This window comes from Bacillus sp. TH13, from assembly GCF_016651175.1.
Taxonomy (GTDB): Bacteria; Bacillota; Bacilli; order Bacillales; family Bacillaceae_G; genus Bacillus_A; species Bacillus_A thuringiensis_S.
In genome coordinates this window covers 3576104-3601440 of the sequence record NZ_JAEKEJ010000025.1, presented here as the reverse complement: position 1 = coordinate 3601440, position 25337 = coordinate 3576104, and the positions used below count along the sequence as shown (strand labels likewise).

Genomic DNA, 25337 nt, shown 5'->3' with positions numbered 1-25337 from the left:
CTTTAAGCAGAGAATTTTTTCTTTGACATCCTTTTCTTTTTTACGAAATACCTATATAAGCTGTAACAAAGTATACTACCACCTAAAATGAATAATAAAATAGCACACGCAGCATGCATAAAGAACTCCTCTGGTAGCATTAATATAACTGGATCCGTTTCAATATCAAACATCCAATAATCATTACTGAATAAAAGCTTATGGAATAATACAAAGCTCTTTTCAAAATTAATAGCGATTGGTAACATAAGCGCTATCGGAAAAATGATTGTTAAAATCGATCCGTGCAGTAAAAACTTTTCATTTTTCTTTTTTAATAAATAAATTCCGCCTATCACTGCAATCATAATTGTCGCATACATCACATATTGAATCTTTACTAAAATATTTTTAACATCTACAAAATGAATACGGCCATTTGTAGACATATCTAATGTTGGCAAATGTAATGCTCCGTCATAAAACGGGGATAAATATGTAATAAGCACATCGTAATTTCTTTTAATTTCATCCTTCGTCATATCCGCTAAATCAGGAATATTTAAAAAATCAATTTCAAAATAATACAGCCATTTTCCATACACAACTGCCGTTGTTGCAAGTGCAAAAATAGAAAATGCTATGCTATATGAAACAATTAAAGTAATCAATCGATCCAATATTTTTGTACCACTCTTATTTTTCTCCATGTTCTCCCCCTAAATGTTCTAACCGTCATAAAGAAAATTGTTTCCTGTGCTCACGTAAGCAACAATAATATGTAATACATAGTACAGCAATACTTAACCAAAACGTAAAATAACCAATTTCCTCTACAAACAAATGCATAATTCCATATCGCGGCATTTGCCAAAATAAATAATCAATTGCATCGTTATGCAACGTCCACACACCCGCTACTATAAAATGCCATTTTTTTATACGGTAAAATGGAGCATATAAAACACCTTGCACCGCCATCGCAAAGTGCGAAAGCATTAACATGTAGCCCATAAGGCCAATAGGACCTTTTACGTAAATCATAATCGCGTTTACAACAACAGCCCAAATACCATATTTTATTAAAGTAACAATCGCTAACGCTTCTACTAATCCCCAGTTTCTCTTTGTCCAAAAAGCAATTAAAACAAAGACAAAAAAGAGACTCGCCATAGGACTATCTGGTACAAACGGCCAAAATATAGGTGACGTTTCTTTCAATTGATTTCCGTACCATATAAATCCGTAAATTGTACCTAATATGTTAACAATTAATAAAAATAATAATACCGATCGTTGTCTTAACATTGCATACAAGTACACCAATCTGTATGTCCAACACCTTTCAAGATAAGTAATTCATTCACTAAATCCTACTCTATTATAACAAACTTCATCCAACTAAATAGAAAAGCTGACTACAAATTTTGTAGTCAGCTTTTTATTATTTTTTATTATACTTTGCAACGAATTCCGAAAGCTTCTTCAGTTCCTCATCCGTACCTTTAAATACACCTTTAGGCATTGAACCTTTTCCATCTTTCGCAATTTTAGCAATTTCTTCTGGCTTTAAAGTTAAGTTTTGCAGTGCTGGTGCTGCCGCCCCGCCCTGTAAGTTGTCACCATGACATGTTAAACAAGTATTTTTTTGCATTAATTTATAGCCATCATCATTTTTATCAACTGGCGCTGTTTTTACAATTGCTCCTTGTTTCTTTGCAGCTTCCCAGTCGTGATGTGCTACAGATTCCCAAGTTAAAAAGATAATCGATGCAATTGCTAAAAGCATAAATCCAGTTGCTACAGGACGCTTCAATGGACGTCTTTCTGGACCTCGATCAAGAAATGGAGCTAACAGTAATGCACCAAACGCAATCCCTGGCATAATAAACGCTCCAATTACAGTAAATGAACCGGAAGCATAAGAATACTTTAATAACTGATACAAGAATAAGAAATACCAATCTGGAAGTGGTATATATCCAGCATCTGTTGGATCCGCCATTCTCTCAAGTGGCGACGGATGCGCCACTGTTAAACATAAATAACCGATTAAAAAAACTGCACCAACCATCCATTCTTTTAACAAGAAGTTCGGCCAAAATGCTTCTGTTTTCCCTGGGTATTCAGAATAGTCTTTTGGAATATTTGGTTTCCGAGCTACTGGTACCCGAGAATCTCCTACAAACTTCATCCCTTTGCCGCGATGCATAATCTCCCTCCTTTAGTTCTTTCCCCTTTAATTTAGCAATCTCTTATAGTGGACCGGAAATACCTTGTTTGCGAATCATGATGAAGTGGAAGGCCATTAAACCTAGAAGTGCTGCTGGTAAGAAGAAGACGTGAATAGCAAAGAAGCGAGTTAATGTTTGAGCGCCAACAATTTCGGAATGACCAGCGAGTAATGTTTTAATATAAGGACCAATGAGCGGTGTTTGCTCTGCAATTTGAATCCCTACTTTTGTAGCAAATAAAGCTTTCATATCCCACGGTAATAAATATCCGGTAAAACCAAGACCTAACATAACAAAGAAAATAAGAACACCAACAATCCAATTTAACTCACGGGGCTTTTTATACGCACCTTGGAAGAAAACTCTGAGTGTATGTAAAAACATCATTACAATTACGAGACTAGCACCCCAGTGGTGCATACCACGAACAATTTGCCCATAAGCAACTTCATTTTGTAAATAGTAAACTGATTCCCAAGCATTTTTAATATCAGGCACATAATACATCGTCAAAAACATTCCAGATAAAATTTGAATTACAGTAACGAAAAAGGTAAGTCCTCCAAAGCAATAGACGAATGCAGAAAAGTGATGTGCCGGGTTTACATGTTCAGGTACTTCATGATCAGCGATATCACGCCATATTGGTGTAATATCTAATCTTTCATCTACCCAATCATAAATTTTATTTAACATCTACTTTGCACCCCCTCTTGGCTTTGCTTTTCCTAGATACAGCGTTCCATCTTTCACTTTAGACTCGTACACATCAAGCGGAGCAAGGGGTGGCGTACCTTTAATGTTCATCCCATCTTTTGTATAACGCCCCCCGTGACATGGGCAAAAGAATTGATTCGGATGTGCTTTGTCCGAATTCCAGTTAACTGTACATCCTAAATGTTTACATACTGGAGAGAACGCAACAATGTCTCCGCTTTCATCTTTATGAACCCAAGCCGATTTTGGTTCTTCAGACTTGTACCAACCATCAACCTGCTTCACTTTAAAATCGAAACGCTTCGGCTCTGTTGTAATATCCTTTACTTGCGCAACAGCAACCATATCTGTTCCGGCTTCTTTTCTTAACACCGGATCAAGCGCAAATCGCGTCATCGGCATTAAAATACCGGCAGCCATAAAGCCTCCTACCCCTGTGAGTGTGTAATTTAAAAATTGTCTTCTTGACACGCGATGTTCTTTCTCGCTCACGAAAATTCCCCCCCTCTATCAGAAATTGTCCCCTCGTGATAAATTATATAAAAAATAAAAACTAGGACACTATCATGATATAATACGCTCATGCACAGGTCAATATCATACTACTCATAATAATAAGAACTTTCTGTTTATTATCAGTTTCCCCACTTCTCTTCCAACATCACCATTATATTTTTTATATGTGCATGAATAACTTCTCTTTTCGCTTGATCACTAAATTGTTCTAATGCTAATGAAGGAAACCAAAATAAATCTCCCTGTAACTCTTTTATATCCTCTTTCCATGAAAAATCACTTGTAACATAAGCAATATGCTTAAAACCTTCGCTTCGTAAATGATTTGTCCATTCTTGCAAACGACCTTTTTCATTCTTTTGACTTTCTACTAAATACGTAAACGCAGGCAGTAAAAGCACCCTTCCTTTATACTCTCTTTCCAATTCCATACTCAACAATTCGATAAATTCACCTTGTTCTACAACCATTTTCATTTCTTTCGCTGCCGAAATTGATAAAAGCGGTATTACTCCGGTATCAACATACTCTCTTGCTTGCTCAAACTGTTCCACATCTTTTACAATCCATTTCAAATTTCTTCCCCCCTTCATTTACAAATGACAGAACTTTCACTTTATATATATTAAACCATACTAAAAGAGGTAAAAAAAGAAAAACTACCCAATATAGGTAGTTTTTCTTGATAAAAGTCTGAAATTTGTAAAAAATTATTAATCCAAATAAATTCTATAAAGTCCTTAACTCTGCCGTTAATCTATGAAACGCTTCCTTATCTTGCTTATCTAACGCTTCATCAATTTGTTTCAAAAGGCGTTCTCTTCTAAACGAAAATACACTTTCTTCCAAAAATCTTTCTGCAAGTAAACGATCTTTTTCATTTACTTCAATATGCTTTGGTAGATATGGGTTTTCTTCTAATACAGCTACATAATTCGCATTTTGAAACGACGATTTAAAGTTGAGTTGAATATAAATATCCTCATCTCGATTTAAACGAATATCATGAAACGATTTTTCAGCATCTGTTGTCATAACATTTTGTTTAAAAAAGTGAAACGGTGTGTCTTTCACACAATTCGCTGACATCACTAAGCCACGCGGACAATATTTTGCATGCTCTACGAAGTGGACTTTATGCATTAATTGGTCGTGACTCATTAAATAATTCAGAATCCATACACATTCACGCTGTTTCAGTTGGTAATTATTTAAAAACCATTTTACAAAATCCTTCTTCTCGTTTACAGAAACAGGGGTATTCATAGCAATTAAGTCCCTCCTCTGTCTTTCTCTTTTCTTTTTAGATTCAAGAAGCGGCATTCAGTTTCCTTCCAACTTATGAAAAATCCTCTAAATTATATAACAACTCTTCAATATGAATTTGTGTCGGGTCTAGTTGTAATAACTGGATAAATACTTCTTTCGCCTCTTTTCGCTTTCCTTCTTCCAATAAGAAATAACCGTACTCTTCTAAGAAGTCTGGATGATTCTTAAAAGAAGTATATGCACTTTCATAGTGTTTTAATGCATCCGAATACATTTCTAATTGTTTTTTTGCATACGCAAGATCCCAAAGTAGTTGCGTATCTGGTTCTCCACTATCAATAGCACGCTCTACAATTGCAATTAACTCTTCGTACTTTTCTTGTTCTTTTAAGATATACGCATATTTTAATGTTGCTCCTAAATGTCCTGGATCTAACTCAAGCGCTTTTTGAAGAACTTCCTCTGCTTCTACTACTTTTCCTAATTTCGCCGCAATGTTCGCTAATTCTACATAAAACGGCACTGAAAGCTCATCTACTTTAATTCCTTCATGAAGCGTTTCATAGCTTTCTTGAAGCATCCCTTCTTTTTCATAGCTTTTCGCTAAATACATGTACAGTGATGCGTACTCAGGGTCTAATTCTTTTAGTTCTTGCCAAGCACCAATTGCTCTCTGATATTCTTCACCTTGGTATAATGTGAAGGCATATCCAAATAATGAGTGAATATCTTTTTGTTCCTCTAGGCCTGCTTCATAATAAGAAATCGCCTCTTCCCAGTTTCCGATCGCGCTTAACGTTTCTGCAAGACGAAGTGCGATCACAACACCACCCATTACGTTATGTTCCGCTAATAGCGATTCATAATAAATAATTGCCTTTTGTTCTTCACCTTTACTACTATATAATTCTGCCAATCCAAACGTAATAACAGGTTCATCAGGCATCATTTCTTTCGCCTTTAATAGTTTTTGCTCTGCTACATCATCAAAACCTTGCATTTGGAATAAATCTGCAACAAGTAATAACGATTGAACATATAAATCGTCATTTTCTGGAATATCATGAAGCACTTCAATCGCTTCATCTTCTTTATCTAGATCAATATATAATTCTGCTAAAAATACAGTGAATTCACTTTCTTCCGGATATAGTAAACGTAAGTCTTCAGTAATTGCTAATGCCTCATCTGTAAATCCAAGTGTATGATAGTAACGAGCGATATCATACTTCTCTTCATCATTCGCAATTTTTAATTGTTCTTTTAATAATTGTAATCCTTTTTCCGCTTCACCATTTTCAATATATGAAACAGCTTGTTCAAACTTTTGCATAAACGTCTCCTTTAATTCTAAAAAATATTCTCTTCTGTTCATTTATCATAAGCAACTCACTGTTAGAACGCAACCTTTAGAATGAGCATGCTTCTTCTTATACTTCTTCTTATACTTCTTCTTACAGAGTAGTTAATTGTTCAAAAGGTTCGGATATGACACCGATACCTTATCATCTTCTATTGTACCGCTTTCTTTTATGACCGTGCAAATAACTTCTCTCACTAATTATCAAGCCATACAAACCGTGATTTACAGAACAACTTAATTACTAGTCTTCAACCTTTATTTTTAATACGATAAAAAAGGCTCCTATAATAGGAGCCTTCACAATCTCTTAAGAATATGTTTCTTCTTTCTGTACTTTCTCATTTACAAGCTCTTTCAGCAACTCTATAATTTCATCATTTTCTTCTTTCAAACCGACAGTAATACGAATACCATCATCGATACCAAATGCAGCACCTGAACGAACGATATATCCTTTTTTCATTAATCGTTCGAAAGCTTCATTACCTGGTATACCAAGTTTTAAGAAAATGAAATTTGTTTGAGATGGATAATAGAATACGCTATATTCTTTACAAAATGCATAATACTGATTTAGACCTTCAGCATTCTTTTGCACACAATCTTGTAAAAAGGCTTGATCTTCTAATGCAGCGAGTGCTACAGATTGCGCTACAGTTGATGTATTGAATGGTAACCTCGCTACTTCTAGCTGTCCGATTAACTTCGCATCCCCAATCGCATATCCGATACGAAAAGCAGCTAAACCATATGCTTTTGAAAACGTGCGTAAAACCATAAGATTTTCATATTTTTCAAGAAGTGGTAATGTTTGCGGATAGTCTTCTGCTTCCGCGTATTCATAATATGCTTCGTCCATAATAACGAGAGCCGACTTAGGAACTGATTCTAAAAATGAAAGTAATTTTTGTTTTTCAACATATGTACCTGTCGGATTATTCGGATTACAAATCCATACAATTTTCGTTTTATCATCCACTTGCTGTAACATCGCATCTAAATCATGAATGCCATCTTTTAGTGGTACTTCACGAACTTCTGCTCCTTCAATAACAGCATGGTGATGGTATTGCGAGAATGTTGGATTCGCCATTACAATATTTGTTCCTTCGTGTAGTAATGCACGGCTAATCATTTGAATGACTTCATCTAATCCACTACCAAATAACAGTTGTTCTGCTTTGACACCTAACTGCTCTGCTACTTTTGTCCGAAGTTCAAATGCATATCCATCTGGATAAAGAGCGTATTGACTCGCTAAAGAAGTTAATGCTTCTGTTACGCGTGCTGAGCAACCGAATGGATTTTCGTTCGATGCTAATTTCACAATTTTTGATAACCCATATTCCCTTTTTACTTCTTCAATATTTTTCCCAGGTACATATGCTCTCAAAGTTAACAATTGCTCTTTCACTCTCATTTTTCTTCCCCCAGTCATTTTATTCAATTACAATACGGTTATAATCCCTTACTATAATCGCTTATCATTACCGTCACTATTACGAGAATACCTCTAAATGAGCACTTCACAGCACTTCGCTATCATTTTAAACCATATCTTTTTGAAATGCCTCTAACGCAATATGAACAGTCTCATCTGAAATAGATACGACATTCACTACCCCATATTCCTGCATAAGCACCATATGAATTGCTCCTGCATTTGCTTTCTTATCTTGTTTCATCAATTTAACAAGGCGCTCTACATTCAAATCTCTTGGCATTTTTGGATAGCCGTATTTCAAGAACCACTGCTTCATATCTTCATAAGCAAGATCAACCTTGTACACTTGCTCACTTAAAAATATGGCGAATAACATTCCCACCGCTACGCCGTCACCGTGAGTAATATTTCCATACCCTAGCTCTTTTTCAAGAGCATGTCCTAACGTATGTCCAAAGTTCAAATGGGCACGTACACCCTTCTCTTTTTCATCTTGTGATACAACATTTGCCTTTACAGGAATCGCCTTCGTTAATATATGGATTAACTTCTCATCACGAAGATCCGCTAATGTTTGCACTTCTTCTTTTAACCAATGATATAGCTCCACATCACCAATAAGAGCATGCTTTATCACCTCTGCATAACCTGAACGCCACTCTTTTTCAGGAAGAGACTGTAAAAACGGTGTATGATATACTACTGCTTCTGGCTGATGGAATGCACCAATCATATTTTTACCTAACGGATGATTAATCGCTACTTTCCCACCCACTGCGCTATCGTGCGCTAATAAAGTCGTCGGAACCTGCACAAAGCGAATACCACGCATAAACGACGCAGCAACAAAACCAGCTAAATCTCCAATCATTCCGCCTCCAAGTGCAAGAATTAAAGAATTTCTATCTAATTTATTTTCAAGAGCTGACGTATGAGCTGCATAGAAATTTTCGAAAGACTTCTCTTTTTCGCCACTTGGTACAACAAACGAAAACACGTCCTGCTCTACTTGTAATGCATCGATAACTGTCTGTAAATGCAGTGATGCAACAGCTTCATCTGAAATGATCATTACGTTAGATACCGCGGGCTGCATACTTTGAACGATCGTTGTTAAGTGTGACAACGCTTCTTTACCAACATGTACATCATATTCTTTTGATTTCGTTTGAATATGTATGTTTCCCATTAAAATCCCCTCGCATATTCATTATGTTTCTCGATATTTTCACGAATTAGTTCCATACGATCTAATCCGAATTGTTCTATTAAAGCTGTCGCTAATTCCCAAGCCACAACTGCTTCTGCAACGACACTAGCTGCTGGCACTGCACAACTATCTGAACGTTCAATGCTCGCTGTAAAAGGCTCTTTCGTATCAATATCTACACTTTGAAGAGGTTTATAAAGTGTAGGTATCGGTTTCATCACACCTCGCACAACAATTGGCATTCCAGTCGTCATACCGCCTTCTAATCCACCTGCATTATTTGTTCTTCGTGTATATCCATGCTCCTCATTCCACAGAATTTCATCATGAACTTCACTTCCCGGTCTATGTGCTGCTTCAAAACCAATTCCAATCTCGACACCTTTAAAAGCATTAATACTCATAATTGCAGTTGCTAATTTCGCATCCAGTTTTCGATCATAATGCACGTAGCTACCTACTCCAATTGGCATTCCTTCCACAATTACTTCAACGATTCCACCGATTGAATCACCATTTGCTTTCGCACCATCAATTGCTTTCATCATTTGGTTACCAGCTTCTTCATCTAAGCAACGTACAGGTGATGCTTCTGTAATACTCTTTAAGTCTTCAATTGAACTATACGTAACCTCCTTAGCTTGTACACCGCCAATTTCAATTACATGGCCCGCCAATTTAATACCAAGTTCTGCTAACACCTTTTTAGCAACCGCACCAGCAGCAACACGCACCGTCGTTTCACGCGCTGAGGAACGTTCCAGTACATTTCTCATATCTCTATGACCATATTTAATTGCACCATTTAAATCAGCATGCCCAGGCCTTGGTTTTGTCACTTTCCTTTTCATCTCTTTTTCTTCTTGTTCCGTTAAAGGTTCTGCACCCATAACTTTTGTCCAATGTGCAAAATCACGATTTTCAACAACGAGTGCAATAGGGGAACCTAATGTTTCTCCATGTCTAACACCACTTAAAATTTGCACTTGATCCGTTTCAATTTGCATGCGTCTACCACGCCCATATCCCTTTTGTCTTCTAGCTAACTCTTCGTTTATATCATCCGCTACTAAAGACAATCCTGCTGGAACACCTTCTATAATCGTTGTAAGTTGCGGACCATGAGATTCACCAGCTGTAATATATCGCATACGTTATTCCTCTTTTCGTATATGTATTTATCTCACTATATTAACTTTTATCATTCTAAAAATATTAAAGAAATTATATCATAAATCGACCATTTTCTTATTCTATATTTCCGATAGGCCTAATTTAAATATCAATATATCATAACAGCTCAAACTTCGTAACTAATTGAAAATAAAAAAAGCGCAAGAAGAATACCCCTATTCTCCTTGCACTTTTTACTATTATCACAGTGATTAAAGCGTTTACAAATTATTTCAAAATAATTAGTAAATCCATTCATTCATTAATTTTGAGTAGTCAACTAATTCTTCTTCTTTAAAGAAAATAGCAATCTCGCGCTCTGCGCTTTCTAAAGAATCAGAACCATGAATAATATTTTTCGCAACAGTTACACCGAAATCTCCACGAATTGTTCCAGGAGCTGCTTCATGTGGTCTTGTTTTCCCCATCATGTTACGCGCTGTATCTACTACACCTTCACCTTGCCATACCATTGCGAATACAGGTCCAGATGTAATAAAGTCTACTAACTCACCAAAGAAAGGTTTTTCCTTATGCTCAGCGTAGTGTTGTCCAGCAATTTCCGGAGTGACTTGCATTAATTTTGCACCAACTAATTGAAAGCCTTTTTTCTCAAAACGAGCTAGAATTTCCCCAATGAAGGCACGTTGTACACCATCTGGTTTTACCATTAGAAATGTTTTTTCCATAAAAAATCTCTCCACTTCTGAATTATGTATGTAATTGTATATCCCCACACACATATTATCACCCTTATCACAATTGTGCAATAGTTTTGAAATAGAGAGATTATTTTATTTTTTAGAATAAACATTAAAATTTTCGTTTTCCAATATACTTTGCAACATTTTGTAATGCGTACTTTGCTTGTCCACGTGGGAGTGGTTTTATTATTTCTAAAGCTTTATGTAAATAACGTTCACTAAACGCAAATGCTTGATCAATTGCTGTACTATTTTTTACAGCATCAATAATTTCTTGCATTTCACTTGCTGTTGTATTTTCGTGTACAGATATGATTTTCTGACGAAGTGCTGGATCTTCCATCGCATATAAAGCAGGAAGTGTAATATTCCCTTGTAGTAAATCTCCGCCAGCAGGTTTTCCAAGTTTCTCTTCTGTGGAAACGAAGTCTAAAATGTCATCAATAATTTGATAAGACATTCCTACAAAATACCCATACCAAAATAAACGATTTACCGTATCACGATTAGCACCAGCAGCAATCGCTCCCAATTGACAACTCGCGGCAATTAATAATGCTGTTTTTCGCTTTATTCTTCTTAAATACGTTCTTAAATTCTGGTCATAATTGTATTTATCTTTAATTTGTTCAATTTCACCTTTACAGACTTCTAAAATAGTATGTGATAACGCTTGATGCGCCTCTGGGATTTCGATGTTTGTTATACATTCAAGAGACTTAGCGAACAGATAGTCCCCTGTATACATCGCAATACGATCTCCCCATTTTGCATTCACAGTCGCACTGCCGCGTCGTAAAAATGCAGCATCAATAACATCATCGTGAACAAGAGAAGCCATATGAATAAGTTCTAACGCAACAGCAACATGCTTAATTGCATCTAACTTATAATCTCCAAATTTCCCTGCAAGCAACACAAATACAGGACGAATTCGCTTCCCACCAGCTTCAATAAGCTGTAATGCTGCCTCTTCTACTAATGGCTGTTCAGAAGCGACTGTCTTTTTTAATTCTTTTTCTATTACATTAATATCCGATCGTAAAAAAGAGTACATAAGTTGTAACTTCATATTGTTCACCTTAACCTAAAACTTCTTTTTTCTATTTTGATTCTGGTTTAATACCTAAATGCATCGCTGCTACCCCAAAAGTAAATGGTTTCACTTGCACACGTTCAAGTCCAGCTTGCTCAAACATTTGAGCCAGTTCTTTCATCCCTGGGAACGTACTAGCAGATTCTTGAAGCCATGAATATTCTTTATAACTTTTCGCAAACATCTTTCCAAATAACGGCATGATATATTTAAAGTATAAAATATACCCTTGTCGAAAACCAATCATTGTTGGTTGAGATGTTTCTAAACAGATTACTTTTCCACCTGGTTTTACTACACGCGTCATTTCTTTTAATACGTGCATATAATCCGGTACGTTACGTAAACCAAACCCAATCGTTACATAATCAAACGTATTATCTTCAAACGGAAGTTCCATTGCATTCCCATGTAGAAGTTCTACTTGTTTTAATTGTAATGCCTCTACCTTTTGCTTACCGACAGATAACATATTTTCACTGAAGTCTAAGCCAACAGCCTTTCCTTGTTCACCTACCGCTTCAGCTAGTGCAATTGTCCAATCTGCGGTTCCACAGCATACATCAAGCGCTTGACTGCCTGGTTGTACATCCATAATTCGCATCGTTTCTTTACGCCACGCTTTATGTCTTTGAAAACTAATTACAGAATTCATCACATCGTATTTATCAGAAATCTTTTCAAATACGTCATGTACTCTTTCTTCTTTTGATTGTTGCATGCTCGTACCTTCTTCCAATGTAAAATTGCTTATGTCTTCTATTTATCCCTTAACACAGAATTTATTTCATTAATGTCTATGTGATTTTCTAAAAATTGTTTTTCTTTCTTTCTCAATTCCATCATCCAACTATTAATCACTACTTCTGCTTTATCCCCTAAAGCATCTTGCATCGCTTGAAAAACAGGTGAATGTTGTTTATCAGCATACAATTGAATTTCTTTTTGAAGGCGATTTCCACCTAATACGTATGTGATAAATGGCTTCCAATGTGATAAATGAAAATGATCACATGTTTTTTGAAGGAGTGCAGACTCAATCGTTACTACGCTTTTCATTATGTCATCCGTCGTTTCATGCGCTTTTTGGTATAACATAATTTTGTGTTCATTTATCTCTTTAATTCCTTCAGCAAGTGCACGAATTAAAACAATATCACGATTCATAGACAATAAATAATAATATAGTCCACTATAGTAATCGCCTGCAAGTACTGTTAATTGACGACATTTATGCGATTCAATCGCTTCCTCGCCTGCTTTATTTGATACCTTTTCATGCGTATCAAGCGCAATTTGTACAAGCATAATCGTTACTACGTAATGCTCAATTTGTTCTATATGTAAGTTTGCACTCTTTAAAGCACCATATAACAATGCTATCTTTTCTTCATCAATAAATGGTTCTTCAATATAGTTTATAAAATAAGGATGGCGTAATTTCTCCATCAATTTCTCTTTTATACCCGCATACCCTCCGTAGATGTCACACACAAAAAATCACCCTTGTTTTCTAATTCATAAAACTTATTATAACACATACACTCTATTTTCTATAACCAAAACTTGGCTACACCTACCATTCATGTAAGCAATTTTTCTAATCTCACTCTGTCTAGCTAAAACTATATCATTTATTTACTAAAAAAAAAAAAGAAAAGCAGTTTCCCGCTTTTCTTTACTTCGTTTTAATAAACGATAAAATTTCACTGCGCGCTGCAGCATCATTTTCAAGCACACCACGCACTGCTGTCGTTACTGTTTTCGCACCTGGTTTTTTCACACCACGCATCGTCATACACATATGTTCTGCTTCTACTACTACCATTACACCATGAGGCTCTAGTACTTCCATAATAGAGTTCGCTACTGTTGATGTAATACGTTCTTGCAGTTGTGGACGACGTGCAATTGTATCTACAGTACGAGCTAATTTACTTAACCCTGTCACCTTTCCACCTTGCGGAATATATGCAACGTGAGCAACTCCATAGAATGGAACTAAATGATGCTCACACATCGAATAAAATGGTATATCTTTTACTAGTACAAGCTCTTCGTGATCTTCTCCGAATACTTTATGCAAATGCTCTTTCGGATCTTCATGCATACCTGAGAACACTTCTGCGTACATTTTTGCAACACGTTTTGGTGTATCAAGTACTCCCTCACGATTTGGATCATCCCCAATCGCCTCTAAAATAAGGCGTACTGCATGTTCAATTTGTTCTAAATTAACTTTTGCCATCCGCTAGCCCTCCCGAAAACCTAAAAGTGATACGAACACATTCTAGCATATTTATGTTTTTAAAAGCAAAAAGAAGAGTTCCCAAAAAGGAAACTCTTCTTCCCTGTTAATATGTAAGGATTATTTAACCGCATCTTTTAACGCTTTACCAGGTTTGAATGCAGGTACTTTACTTGCAGCGATTTCAATCTCCTCACCTGTTTGTGGGTTACGACCTTTACGAGCCGCACGCTCACGAACTTCGAAGTTACCGAATCCGATCAGTTGTACTTTATCACCTTGTTTTAAAGCTTCTAAGATAGAATCAAAAACAGCGTCTACTGCTTTTGTTGCGTCCTTTTTAGAAAGGGAACTTGCTTCTGCAACAGCATTGATTAAATCTGTCTTGTTCATGCCATTCACCTCCTCCCAAAGATAAGACTGTATAATGATCATAAAATGAGTCTTACTTTCATTTGTAGGCAATTTTTACAAATTCTATACTACAAAGATGTAGATAAATCATTATCAACGCCTATATTATACGATTCTCCTTTATAATTCAATATTTTTAAGGAAATTGTTACTGTGAAAATGTGAAAATCTGATGAAACTTGACAATTTACAACAATGTATTAGATAATGACTGTTTATTTTTCTATTTTATAATCAAAAAAAACAAAAAATCCCTCTACAATGAGAGGGATTTTTCTTATAGTATAATCGCAATTAATCCGCCAGATCCTTCATTAATAATTCTTTCTAGCGTTTCTTTTAATTTATATCTAGCGTTTTCTGGCATTAAGGATAATTTCGCCTGAATTCCTTCTCGAACAATCGAGCTAAGCGAACGTCCAAATATATCAGAATTCCAAATTGATAACGGGTCATCTTCAAAATCTTGCATTAAATAACGAACTAATTCTTCACTTTGCTTTTCAGTACCAATGATCGGTTCAAACGTTGACTCTACATCTACTTTAATCATATGAATGGATGGCGCTACCGCTTTTAACTTCACACCAAACCTTGAACCGTGACGAATAATTTCTGGCTCATCTAAGCTCATATCTGCTAGCGCAGGCGCTGCTACACCATATCCTGTTTGCTTAACCATACGCAGTGCGTCTGCGACTTGGTCGTATTCTGTTTTCGCATGAGATAAATCGAGCATAAGCTTCAATAAATGATCTTTCCCTCGAATTTCTACCCCTACTACTTCTTTTAAAATCTGATCATATAATTCATCTGGCGCATATAAATCAATCTCCGCCACACCTTGCCCCATATCAATGCCAGCTAAGCTCGCTCGATCAATAAATTCATATTGACTAAACTGCCAAACAACGCGATCCACATCACGAAGACGTTTTATATCCTTCACAGTTTCTTGAACTGCTTCTTGATAACTTTGACGCAACCAATGCCCTTCATTTAGCACCATTACCCAGCTTGGAAGGTTCACATTCACTTCTAATACAGGGAATTCAAATAGCGCTTCACGAAGTACATTATATACATCTGTTTCTCTTAAACTCTCCACACTCATTGCAATAACCGGGATATCATATTCTTCTGATAAACTTTGGCGTAATTGCTCTGTATCTGGATGATACGGCTGTACCGTATTAATTATCATAATGAAAGGTTTTCCTACTTCTTTCAATTCATTTACAACGCGTTCTTCTGCCTCTATATAATCTCTTCTTGGAATTTCACCAATTGTTCCATCTGTTGTAATTACAACACCAATTGTTGAATGTTCTTGAATTACTTTACGCGTGCCGATTTCTGCAGCTTCATGGAATGGAATAGGTTCTTCATACCAAGGGGTATTAATCATGCGCGGGCCATTCTCATCTTCATAGCCCTTCGCTCCTGGAACCGTATATCCAACACAATCTACTAATCGAATATTCACTTCAAGTCCTTCATCTACTTCGATAGAAACCGCTTGGTTTGGAACAAACTTCGGTTCCGTCGTCATAATTGTACGACCAGCAGCACTTTGAGGCAATTCATCCTGCGCTCTTTGACGGTCAGACTCATTCTCAATATTTGGAATAACTACAAGTTCCATAAATTTTTTAATGAATGTTGATTTCCCTGTTCGAACAGCTCCTACAACTCCAAAATAAATATCACCGCCTGTTCGTTCTGCAATATCTTTAAAAATATCTACCTTTTCCAAGTGATTCCCTCCCTCAAAATTTTTGGGAATAATTCCGCGTTTATAGTCAACTAATACCTTCTCTAACGTTGCCTATAATATCTGATATAATATAATGGTATTCTAGAAGTTCGGACAATATATCATATAATTTTGTCCAATTTCATATGACTATTAAAAAATATCTTTTGTTTGCATCGTAAGTTGTATAACATAAAAAACCTTTCTTCTAGAACTTATTCACTAAAAGAAAGGTTCATGACTTATGATTTTAAAAAAATTGGTTCTCCGTCCTTTACTGTGTACGGTAAAGAATAAGCTGGTACAAACGGGGAACCTTTCGAAAGTATATTTCGAATATCTTCTCCCTCCGTAAACTGCCCTTCATTTTTTTTCAAAGCGTCATATAAGTCGATTCTATAATCAACAAAAACTTCTCCTTTTTCATTAATTACAAAAGGAAGCCCTTTACCAGAATATGGACTTGTCACTTGTGGCACATCTTTATATCCTAGTTTTTTGAAATCCAATTCATATACACCATCTGAAATTACTTTTTTAAAAGGTGGATATTGATGTTCATCACGATACATCCTAAGCTTTAAAGATAATTCCTGAATTTGTTCAGCCATCCTAACATCAATTAACTTTACTGTTGGATTTGTTTCAACGTCTATTAATACGTATTGATATACTCCTCCACTTTCATATGCATTTCCTGGCGCTTCTTGTATGTAACGCGGGGCAATCTGTTGAAAATCGATTGGATACTTTTGATAAATAGGTGTACTCATATCCCTCGTCTTAATTGGCAATATCCCATCATTTTGCTCCTTAAATGTCACAACAGCTTTTTGAACAACCTGCAGCTGATCTTCATAAGGAACCGCATTTTGCTTCATATTTTCTTTCGGATACAGACACCCCGTTAAAAGGCTCATACAACAAAATATTAAAATAATATGGACTTTTTTCACTAGCATCACCTTTTCATACTAATATAACTTGCTCCGTATGTAGTATTTTCGAGACCATTCCATTTACTGCTGTACAGGTCCACTAAATACAACAAGAAAAATAACAATTCCTGACACAACCATAAGGGTGTACGCTACTAACGCTGTAATCCCTTTCAAGAATTTATTCTTTATTTTATGTCTACTTAATAAAATAAAGCTTACTGCAAAAAACATAAATCCAATTGCCCCTAAAGCCAGCCACATTTTCATAAGCCCTTCTGACATATACACACCCCTTTTTATTAATCTATTTTTATACTATTTTAACAAATTAAAATCTTTAAACAAATACAAAAAGAACATTTTACTACAAATTACGAATATGTAACTTTAATCAATAGGTTTTTCAGTATTTTCCACCAATCTAGATAAAAATAAAACCGAAGCGATTGTATCTCTCGCTTCGGTTGACCAAATATGCCCAAAAACAGCTCTATTCCCATTCTTTCATGGCTATCATATGCAATCTACAAACTCTTTGTTTCTCATAATTTATTTTTTAAACATTTTGCTTAACGAGCCAAAATCTGCTGGCATATTATTATTAATAATCGCTTTTACAATTTGATCCTCTTGCTCTTTCGGCACTTCACGTCCCGCCATAAGAGCCACTTGATGAATTAATTGACGAAGTACAGTTTCATCACGTAAATTCGCATTTTGCACGGATGATGCTAATTTAAAAATATCCTCTTTATTTACTTTCGCTTCCTTCTCAATATTATTAAAAATGTTATTATCCATTCTTTTCACCCTCTCCTCAAGTTACTCTTCATCCTATGCAAAAATAAAAAAATGGTGAAAAGACCCATAAAATAAAAAGCGACAGAAGTACGAATGTACTTCTGTCGCTTTTCTTTACAGTAAGTCAGGTATAGCTTCCACTTCATGTTTTCGAACACGTCCCATCAATGAGCCTACCGCATCTTTTACGTTATTTCCATTGAACAGCACGTCATATAAAGCAGCTGTAATCGGCATTTCAACTTCCATTTTCTCTGCCAATTCATGAGCAGCTTTCGTTGTTCTTACACCTTCCACAACCATACCCATGCTTTCTAACACTTCTTCTAAAGAGTATCCTTTTCCAAGCATATTTCCAGCACGCCAATTTCGACTATGAACACTTGTACAAGTTACAATTAAGTCTCCCATACCAGTTAGACCAGCAAACGTTAACGGATTCCCGCCCATTTTTCTTCCTAAACGAGCAATCTCTGTTAAACCACGTGTCATTAATGCCGCTTTTGCATTATCACCTAATCCAAGACCATCAGTTATACCAGCAGCTAATGCGATAATATTTTTTAACGCACCACCAAGTTCAACTCCAACGATATCTGGATTTGTGTATACACGGAAATAACTATTCATAAATAAATCTTGTACTTCCTCAGCCGCTTCCATACGCTTTGCTGCAGACGTAACTGTTGTCGCTTGTCGTAAACCAACTTCTTCAGCATGACTCGGTCCAGACAATACAACAACATCTTTAATTAAGTTCTCTGGAATTTCTTCCTCGATCACTTCCGAAATACGTTTTGACGTACCAGGTTCAATCCCTTTACTCGCATGAATCCAAGTAATCGGTTCTGTAACAATTTCTTTCATCTCTTGTAATACATCTCTGTACGCTTTCGTCGGTACTACTAGCAGTACTGTATTTACATCTACTAATGCTTCTTCTAAAGAAGAGTAGGCTACGATTGTGCTTGGCAATGTAATGCCTGGAAGATATCGACTATTCTCATGTTTCGTATTCATTTCATCCATAAGTTCTGAGCGATTTCCCCAAATACGTACATCATGTCCATTGTCAGCTAATACCATCGCTAACGCTGTTCCCCAGCTACCTGCTCCTACTACTGTGATTTTTGTCATAAAATCACATCCTCTCCATTAGTCTCTTGCTCGAGCGATAATGTGAATCGGCGTTCCTACAAAACCGAACGCTTCACGTAAACGATTCTTTAAGAAGCGCTCATATGAAAAGTGCATTAATTCTGTATCGTTTACAAACACAACAAATGTCGGTGGTTTTACCGCAACCTGTGTCGCATAGAAGATTTTCAGACGGCTACCATTATGAGTCGGTGTTGGATTCATCGCTACCGCATCCATAATTACATCGTTTAATACGTTTGTTTGTACACGGATGCTATGGCTTTCATTTACCTCATTGATAACCGGTAATAACGTTTGTGTACGTTTTTTCGTTTTTGCAGATAAGAATACAATCGGCGCATAATCCAAGAATTGGAAATGAGCACGGATATTTTCTTCAAATGCTTTCATTGTTTTTTCATCTTTTTTCACTGCATCCCATTTGTTTACAACGATAATAACAGCTCGTCCTGAATCATGAGCATATCCAGCGATTTTTTTATCTTGCTCAATAATTCCTTCTTCTCCGTCTAAAACAACTAAAACAACGTCAGAACGTTCAATTGCTCTAAGTGCACGAAGTACACTATACTTTTCTGTACTTTCATATACTTTTCCTTTTTTACGCATACCAGCTGTATCAATGATTACATAATCTTGATCATCTTTACTATATGGTGTATCGACAGCATCACGCGTCGTTCCTGCGATATTACTTACAATTACACGTTCTTGACCAAGAAGTGCATTTACAAGCGATGATTTCCCTACATTTGGACGTCCAATTAAAGAGAAACGGATTGTTTCATCGTCATACGCCTCTTCTTCAATCTTTGGAAAATGATTTGCAGCTTCATCTAACAAATCACCAAGCCCTAAACCGTGTGTACCTGAAATCGGGAATGGCTCGCCAAATCCTAATGAATAAAAATCATAAATATCACTACGCATTTCTGGATTATCAACTTTATTTACCGCAAGTACAATTGGTTTTTTAGAACGATACAAAATTTTAGCAACTTCTTCATCCGCTGCAGTTACACCATCGCGACCATTCGTCATAAAAATGATAACATCTGCTTCATCAATCGCAACTTCCGCCTGTTGACGAATTTGTGTCAAGAACGGCTCGTCTCCAATATCAATTCCACCTGTATCAATAATGTTAAACTCATGATTTAACCATTCTCCCGCACTATAAATACGGTCTCGAGTTATACCTGGGATATCTTCTACGATTGAAACTCTTTCTCCAACTATTCTATTGAAAATAGTAGATTTTCCTACGTTCGGGCGGCCTACTATTGCTATTACTGGTTTCGGCATATACTTTCATCCTTTCAACTTGCTTCTGTTTATTATGTAAAAAACCCTTCTTTGTGCAAGAAGGGATTTGCATTCCAGAATATTTCTCAACGTATCAAAACACCTCACATTATAACACACGTTCCTAATGTTTCACAATAATATATACATTCTCTTGTAAGCGATGCGCAATACCATCTAAAATTGCCTCTAAATTATTTGCAACAAATTCTAGTTCCTCCATCGACTCACAAACAAATAAAGGAGCACCACCTGCAAATTTTTCTGGCGCTGTTGTAATAACTGCCAGGATAACGCTTTCTAACATCATCTCTTATCTCCCCTTCCTTTCGGGGCTTCCGATGACATATGGACAGCACTTTCTAACGTTGGTACATTTCCTATGACACTTATCGCTTTCTCTGCATCTTGATCTTGCGGTAAGACAAAGATTCCAACCCTGCCATCCTCTAAATCACGCTTTGCTAACGGTACAAGCGCTGGTGTACCAGAATCTCTATAAATCCCTAACGCCACCGAAACATCGTGTAAAATAGCTTGTCGTTGCCCTAAATTTGAGATTGTAACCATCGCATCAATTGATTTCGGTTTTAAAATAAACCCCATGCCATATTTCATAATCTCTTCTTGCCTCGCCGGCAATCCAATATTCATAATATAAATATTATCAATATACAGTCCTGCCCCTTCAAAACGAAGCGGAACGTGCTCAATTTCAACAAGATCATGTAGCCTTTTTCCAGACATTAATTTTTTCGCAATAAAAAATGCGATTATAGCCATAATTACTCCAGCAATCCATGAACGGAATCCTATATACGCAAACGTCGTTGCAAACGACGTTAACATCGCCAAATAGTTGCGACTTTCAAAAACCAATGCAATTCCTTCAATATATGTATTTCCACGCGGTACGAGCTCATATCCATCTAATTGTTGAAGCGTATTTCTTTCCATATTACGTACATCACGAAATTGTGTTGCTGCTAACGTAAGAAATGTAATGGCAGAAAAATCTTTTTTCAAAATAGACGGGATTGCAATCGCTCCTAAAGCTGCTGCAATTAACCCCATTGCAATATGAATAATTTTCCCATGCAGCCTCGTCGGATATTGCCGCGTATCCGTCCGAAGCATTAACAACCTTGTAACTGTACCCGCTATTACGCCGCATAAAATGGCTGGTGTATATTCAGTCATGTATTACCCTCGCCTTTCTTTTACGTGTTTTTCTCTTAAACTGTTCCATGTATACTGATGCTTTTGCAATCCAAAACAATACTGCCATGAATAATGTAGAAACGGCGACGATATCAAAAAATGCTAAACTACCGTAATCATATGGAAAATTCAATTTCCGAAAAATAAATGTCACTAGCAACTCTCCTTGTAACATCCCTACATATAGGGAACATAATCGTAATATGCGATCCCCATGCAATAACACCGATGCATACACAAGAGCACTACTTAGCAGAAACACTCTATCCACCACAATCCAAATCGGATCATATATCTCTAACAGATGAAAACTTGTATATAACATTGCAATAATAAGTGCCGAAAGTAAGCTATATAATTTTTTCCAAACAGAATATAGCGTGATCCCTATAAAAGAAATAATACAAAGTAAAAGAGCATTTACTGATACCATGAATGAGGCAATCGTTACATGTAACGGAGAGCAAATTATAAAAATCAATATACAAGCGCCTAACTTCCACCGAATAGGGTCCTTTTTCATAAAAAAGGTTACGACAATCCACCCTATCCAAGCTATAAAATAAAAAGTACTTCCATCCATCAACTTCACCTCCTATGTTTTCCATTATGGGAACTTTTTATGAAAGTTAATCCACTTTATTTACGCATAGTTTTTTCTTATAACAGCAACACTTTTAACAAGGAGGTGTTATTCATTATGGGTAAAGATCGCCAAGAACGAAAACTGCGAGAATCGCGCCGCGTTGAATCTGATCGTAATCAATCACTACAGTATCCAGGTGCAACTGGACTTGATACACCAGAGCAGGCTCGAAAACAAAACCAGCACTAATCAACACAAAAAGACGGTTTCGATATTGTACGAAACCGTCTTTTACATAATCATTTTAATGATTTTTATTTATATTGAAATAATATTTTGTGTACTATATCCTCCTATCACTTCTTTTTACCTCCACCTATTTTCCTTAGAAAATCAAGCCCTCTCCAAAAATCTAGTAACTAATCATCTTCATTTTTTAACCTTTTTTCAATTACAATTTTTATAAAATTATATTTTTATAAAATACCAATTCCATTTTATATTACGAGAAACAAAACAAAACAAAACAAAACAAAACAAAACAAAACAAAACAAAACAAAACAAAACAAAACAAAACAAAACAAAACAAAACAAAACAAAACAAAACAAAACAAAACAAAACAAAACAAAACAAAACAAAACAAAACAAAACAAAACAAAACAAAACAAAACAAAACAAAACAAAAAAATCAACCGAACGGTTGATTTTTTATCTCCTACTATAATGCGCTGTATCAATACCACGCTGCATTAACCAATGATATGTTTCACCTTTTACAACAAGAGGTACAGATTGCAACTCTTCTATCGTCTTCGCACCAAGAGCTGTCATAATAAATTTCAAATCTGTATGTAGAAGCTCAATTTCATCCACTAATTTCTCGATACCATCTTGCATTAAAATACGTAAAAAGTAACCAGCAAACGCAGTTGTATTCGCCCCTAATGCGATTGCTTTTGCTACGTCAAGCGCTGTCTGTATACCCCCTGATGCAATAAAAGAGAGGTTATTATTTGTAGAGGTTGCTTCAATAATCGAGGTTGCTGTTTGTATGCCCCAGTTATTAAAATAAGAAAGCATTCGCTGTCTTCTTTCATTTTCAACAGCAGCAAAATTCGTACCACCTTGCCCACCAATATCAATTGCTGTTACACCTACGTTCGCTAACTGTTGCATTGTTTCCTTACTCATCCCAAATCCAACTTCTTTTACAATGACAGGAACTTTACTATTTAAAACAATTTTCTCAATACGCTGAAGTACGCCAGTAAAATCACGGTCTCCTTCTGGCATCGTTAACTCTTGTATGACATTTAAATGAATTTGCAACGCATTCGCTTCAATCATATCAACGGCACGCTCTGCCTGCTCGATAGTTGCCTCACTACCTAAATTAGCAAAGAAAATACCATTTGGGTTTACCTTTCTGATCACCTTATAAGAAGCAGCCTCACTTTCATCTTTTAACGCCGCCATTTGCGAACCTACAGCCATAGCAAGGTTATGTTGTTTCGCTACATATGCTAATTGCTCATTGATATGTAACGTTTTCTCTCCTCCACCACCAGTCATCGCATTGATAAAAATCGGCGAACTTAGTGAAAGTTCGCCGATTTTTGTTTCACATGTTATTGTGTCATAATTTGAATTTGGCAAGCTTTGATGCACAAAATCAATATCATGAAAGCCATGCGTACGAGACTGACCAGTAGAAAGAGCGTATTCAATATGATCTAATTTACGTTTTGCCCTTACCACTTGTACCCCTCATTATTTCTTTAATTTTTTCAGTTGTTCACCAATAATATCACTTAATTGGAAAGTAGCAGAATCAGCATTTGGCTCATACTGACTATAATCTTCAATTACATTATTTTCCTCAAGCGCTTCTTTTATACTTAAAGAAATACGTTTCTCTGCTGCGTGAACTTCAAGTACTTTCACTTTTACTTCTTGTCCCATTTCCAATACTTCATTCGGATTTTTCACGTGACGATTTGCAATTTGAGATACATGTACAAGTCCTTCAACGCCAGGTAAAATCTCAACGAATGCACCAAATGTAACAAGGCGTTTTACTACTCCCTCACGAATATCTCCAGCTTTTATTTCGCCAGCAACGTTTTCCCAAGGTCCTGGTTGAGCTGCTTTAATCGATAAAGAAATACGTTGTGTATCAGCATCAACAGATAACACCTTTACCTTAACCTTTTGACCTTGCTCTAAAACTTCAGAAGGTTGCTCTACACGTTCGTGTGAAATTTGTGAAATGTGAACTAAACCGTCCACGCCACCAACGTTAACGAAAGCACCAAAGTCAGTTAATCGTTGCACTGTTCCTTCAACAACGTCCCCTTCTTTTAATGAAGAAATTGCTTCTTTTTTCTGAGAATCTAGTTCTAATTCTACTACCGCTTTATGCGAAAGGATTACACGATTTTTTTCACGGTCTAATTCAATAATTTTCACCGCTAACGTTTTACCTTTATAGTCAGTAAAGTCTTCTACATAATGTACTTCTACAAGTGAAGCTGGGATAAAACCGCGAACCCCAAGATCCACAACTAATCCGCCATTCACAATATCTTTTACAGTAACATCAAACACATGACCAGAAGTAAATTTCTCTTGTAATTCTACCCATGCTTTTTCTGCATCAACAGCACGTTTAGACAAGACAAGATCATCTTCTTCTAATTTAATAATTTTCAACTCTAGTGTTTGATCTAATTCTACAACATCGCTTGCTTTTTCAATATGAACGTTAGCTAATTCACTAATTGGAATTACGCCATCTGTTTTGTATCCAACATTTACAAGCACTTGTTTCTCTTCAACTTTCGTTACAGAACCTGTAACAACGTCACCAACTTGTAATTCTTTTGAATCCATAACTTCTTCATTCATTTTCTCTACCATGGAAATACCTCCCTACAGAATTGACAAAGCATTTTTTATGTATATACGAAATGAAAACAAAGTTTTCATTTGCATGTTTAAGAATTTCTCATCACATACTTTTTTTCAATACCATTCACAAGAAAATATATTAAACCTATATAAATAGTATACAGCAAAACCAGCTTGAAAAAAGTATGTTTTGAAATATAATAGCGAATATATTCTGACAGTTTTATTCCTCTTTAACTAACTTCTTACAAATCAGCTCATTTGTCAAGGAAAGAGACTCACAATTC

At 36.1% G+C, this 25337-nt stretch carries 29 protein-coding genes; 1 reads left to right on the top strand and 28 read right to left on the bottom strand.

Translation table 11 applies throughout. The features are described 5' to 3' along the window. Positions 1-2: 2 nt before the first annotated feature. From lit to JFU02_RS27005, 26 genes are all read right to left on the bottom strand, one after another. Positions 3-689 (bottom strand): lipoprotein intramolecular transacylase Lit, encoded by a 687-nt coding sequence (gene lit, locus JFU02_RS27130; RefSeq protein WP_000414366.1) that lies wholly within the window; start codon positions 687-689, stop codon positions 3-5. Between the two features lie 25 nt (positions 690-714). Continuing rightward, positions 715-1305, bottom strand: a complete 591-nt coding sequence (lhaT, locus tag JFU02_RS27125; protein WP_116365365.1) for a lipoprotein heptaprenylglyceryl N-acetyltransferase LhaT — start codon at positions 1303-1305, stop codon at positions 715-717. A 118-nt stretch (positions 1306-1423) separates the two neighbouring features. After that, on the bottom strand, positions 1424-2191 hold the full coding sequence (gene qcrC, locus JFU02_RS27120) for a menaquinol-cytochrome c reductase cytochrome b/c subunit (RefSeq protein WP_000554601.1): 768 nt from the start codon (positions 2189-2191) through the stop codon (positions 1424-1426). A 43-nt stretch (positions 2192-2234) separates the two neighbouring features. Then, positions 2235-2909: a menaquinol-cytochrome c reductase cytochrome b subunit gene (gene qcrB / locus JFU02_RS27115; protein WP_000932700.1), complete on the bottom strand. Its 675-nt coding sequence runs from the start codon at positions 2907-2909 to the stop codon at positions 2235-2237. After that, entirely contained in the window at positions 2910-3422 is a 513-nt protein-coding gene (qcrA, locus tag JFU02_RS27110) for a menaquinol-cytochrome c reductase iron-sulfur subunit (RefSeq protein ID WP_001290420.1), read from the bottom strand. A 143-nt stretch (positions 3423-3565) separates the two neighbouring features. Then, positions 3566-4039 (bottom strand): YpiF family protein, encoded by a 474-nt coding sequence (locus JFU02_RS27105; protein WP_003306633.1) that lies wholly within the window; start codon positions 4037-4039, stop codon positions 3566-3568. A gap of 136 nt (positions 4040-4175) precedes the next feature. After that, the gene (locus tag JFU02_RS27100) at positions 4176-4712 is read right to left on the bottom strand and encodes a ReoY family proteolytic degradation factor (protein ID WP_001095926.1); all 537 of its coding nucleotides are present in this window, start codon (positions 4710-4712) and stop codon (positions 4176-4178) included. A gap of 73 nt (positions 4713-4785) precedes the next feature. Further along, entirely contained in the window at positions 4786-6048 is a 1263-nt protein-coding gene (locus JFU02_RS27095; protein ID WP_001168666.1) for a tetratricopeptide repeat protein, read from the bottom strand. Between the two features lie 337 nt (positions 6049-6385). Continuing rightward, positions 6386-7498, bottom strand: a complete 1113-nt coding sequence (gene hisC / locus JFU02_RS27090; protein ID WP_086405875.1) for a histidinol-phosphate transaminase — start codon at positions 7496-7498, stop codon at positions 6386-6388. 127 nt (positions 7499-7625) lie between these two features. Next, positions 7626-8711, bottom strand: a complete 1086-nt coding sequence (gene aroB / locus JFU02_RS27085; RefSeq protein WP_000526807.1) for a 3-dehydroquinate synthase — start codon at positions 8709-8711, stop codon at positions 7626-7628. Continuing rightward, positions 8711-9883 carry a chorismate synthase gene (aroC, locus tag JFU02_RS27080; protein WP_061666887.1) on the bottom strand — a complete coding sequence of 391 codons (1173 nt, stop codon included), beginning with the start codon at positions 9881-9883 and terminating at the stop codon, positions 8711-8713. The genes aroB and aroC overlap by 1 nt, the downstream gene beginning before the upstream one ends. Before the next feature lie 264 nt (positions 9884-10147). After that, positions 10148-10594 carry a nucleoside-diphosphate kinase gene (gene ndk / locus JFU02_RS27075; RefSeq protein ID WP_000415878.1) on the bottom strand — a complete coding sequence of 149 codons (447 nt, stop codon included), beginning with the start codon at positions 10592-10594 and terminating at the stop codon, positions 10148-10150. 124 nt (positions 10595-10718) lie between these two features. Then, positions 10719-11681 carry a heptaprenyl diphosphate synthase component II gene (gene hepT, locus JFU02_RS27070; protein ID WP_000776072.1) on the bottom strand — a complete coding sequence of 321 codons (963 nt, stop codon included), beginning with the start codon at positions 11679-11681 and terminating at the stop codon, positions 10719-10721. Between the two features lie 31 nt (positions 11682-11712). Beyond that, entirely contained in the window at positions 11713-12426 is a 714-nt protein-coding gene (menG, locus tag JFU02_RS27065; protein ID WP_001187672.1) for a 2-heptaprenyl-1,4-naphthoquinone methyltransferase, read from the bottom strand. Positions 12427-12464: 38 nt separating this feature from the next. Continuing rightward, positions 12465-13199, bottom strand: a complete 735-nt coding sequence (locus JFU02_RS27060; RefSeq protein ID WP_000332840.1) for a heptaprenyl diphosphate synthase component 1 — start codon at positions 13197-13199, stop codon at positions 12465-12467. Positions 13200-13383: 184 nt separating this feature from the next. After that, a complete protein-coding gene (gene folE / locus JFU02_RS27055) occupies positions 13384-13953 on the bottom strand; it encodes a GTP cyclohydrolase I FolE (RefSeq protein ID WP_001151482.1) in 570 nt (189 codons plus the stop codon). 120 nt (positions 13954-14073) lie between these two features. Further along, positions 14074-14346, bottom strand: a complete 273-nt coding sequence (locus JFU02_RS27050; protein ID WP_001043860.1) for an HU family DNA-binding protein — start codon at positions 14344-14346, stop codon at positions 14074-14076. A gap of 298 nt (positions 14347-14644) precedes the next feature. After that, positions 14645-16123, bottom strand: coding sequence for a stage IV sporulation protein A (gene spoIVA / locus JFU02_RS27045; protein WP_000416521.1), 1479 nt, complete (start codon positions 16121-16123; stop codon positions 14645-14647). Between the two features lie 242 nt (positions 16124-16365). Next, complete coding sequence (locus tag JFU02_RS27040) at positions 16366-17079, bottom strand: hypothetical protein (protein WP_000755479.1); 714 nt, start codon at positions 17077-17079, stop codon at positions 16366-16368. A 63-nt stretch (positions 17080-17142) separates the two neighbouring features. Continuing rightward, positions 17143-17346, bottom strand: coding sequence for a DUF2768 domain-containing protein (locus JFU02_RS27035; protein WP_001289005.1), 204 nt, complete (start codon positions 17344-17346; stop codon positions 17143-17145). A 267-nt stretch (positions 17347-17613) separates the two neighbouring features. Further along, positions 17614-17865, bottom strand: a complete 252-nt coding sequence (locus JFU02_RS27030; RefSeq protein ID WP_000369753.1) for a stage VI sporulation protein F — start codon at positions 17863-17865, stop codon at positions 17614-17616. Between the two features lie 114 nt (positions 17866-17979). Next, the gene (locus JFU02_RS27025; protein WP_000161784.1) at positions 17980-19002 is read right to left on the bottom strand and encodes an NAD(P)H-dependent glycerol-3-phosphate dehydrogenase; all 1023 of its coding nucleotides are present in this window, start codon (positions 19000-19002) and stop codon (positions 17980-17982) included. An 18-nt stretch (positions 19003-19020) separates the two neighbouring features. Further along, positions 19021-20331, bottom strand: coding sequence for a ribosome biogenesis GTPase Der (der, locus tag JFU02_RS27020; RefSeq protein WP_001125890.1), 1311 nt, complete (start codon positions 20329-20331; stop codon positions 19021-19023). A gap of 124 nt (positions 20332-20455) precedes the next feature. Beyond that, positions 20456-20641, bottom strand: coding sequence for a capping complex subunit for YIEGIA (locus tag JFU02_RS27015; RefSeq protein ID WP_000979048.1), 186 nt, complete (start codon positions 20639-20641; stop codon positions 20456-20458). Beyond that, positions 20638-21531 (bottom strand): YIEGIA family protein, encoded by an 894-nt coding sequence (locus JFU02_RS27010; RefSeq protein WP_000141589.1) that lies wholly within the window; start codon positions 21529-21531, stop codon positions 20638-20640. Before JFU02_RS27010 ends, JFU02_RS27015 begins: the two co-directional genes overlap by 4 nt. Continuing rightward, a complete protein-coding gene (locus tag JFU02_RS27005; RefSeq protein ID WP_000349094.1) occupies positions 21524-22135 on the bottom strand; it encodes a YphA family membrane protein in 612 nt (203 codons plus the stop codon). Before JFU02_RS27005 ends, JFU02_RS27010 begins: the two co-directional genes overlap by 8 nt. A 117-nt stretch (positions 22136-22252) precedes the next feature. On the opposite strand from JFU02_RS27005, the gene JFU02_RS27000 reads away from it, so the two are divergent. Continuing rightward, positions 22253-22387 (top strand): YpzI family protein, encoded by a 135-nt coding sequence (locus JFU02_RS27000; RefSeq protein ID WP_000513902.1) that lies wholly within the window; start codon positions 22253-22255, stop codon positions 22385-22387. A gap of 461 nt (positions 22388-22848) precedes the next feature. Here the strand turns inward: JFU02_RS27000 and JFU02_RS26995 are convergent, their stop codons facing one another. Beyond that, positions 22849-23898, bottom strand: coding sequence for a type 2 isopentenyl-diphosphate Delta-isomerase (locus tag JFU02_RS26995; RefSeq protein WP_000251041.1), 1050 nt, complete (start codon positions 23896-23898; stop codon positions 22849-22851). 12 nt (positions 23899-23910) lie between these two features. After that, complete coding sequence (gene rpsA / locus JFU02_RS26990; protein ID WP_000229554.1) at positions 23911-25059, bottom strand: 30S ribosomal protein S1; 1149 nt, start codon at positions 25057-25059, stop codon at positions 23911-23913. Between the last annotated feature and the right edge of the window lie 278 nt (positions 25060-25337).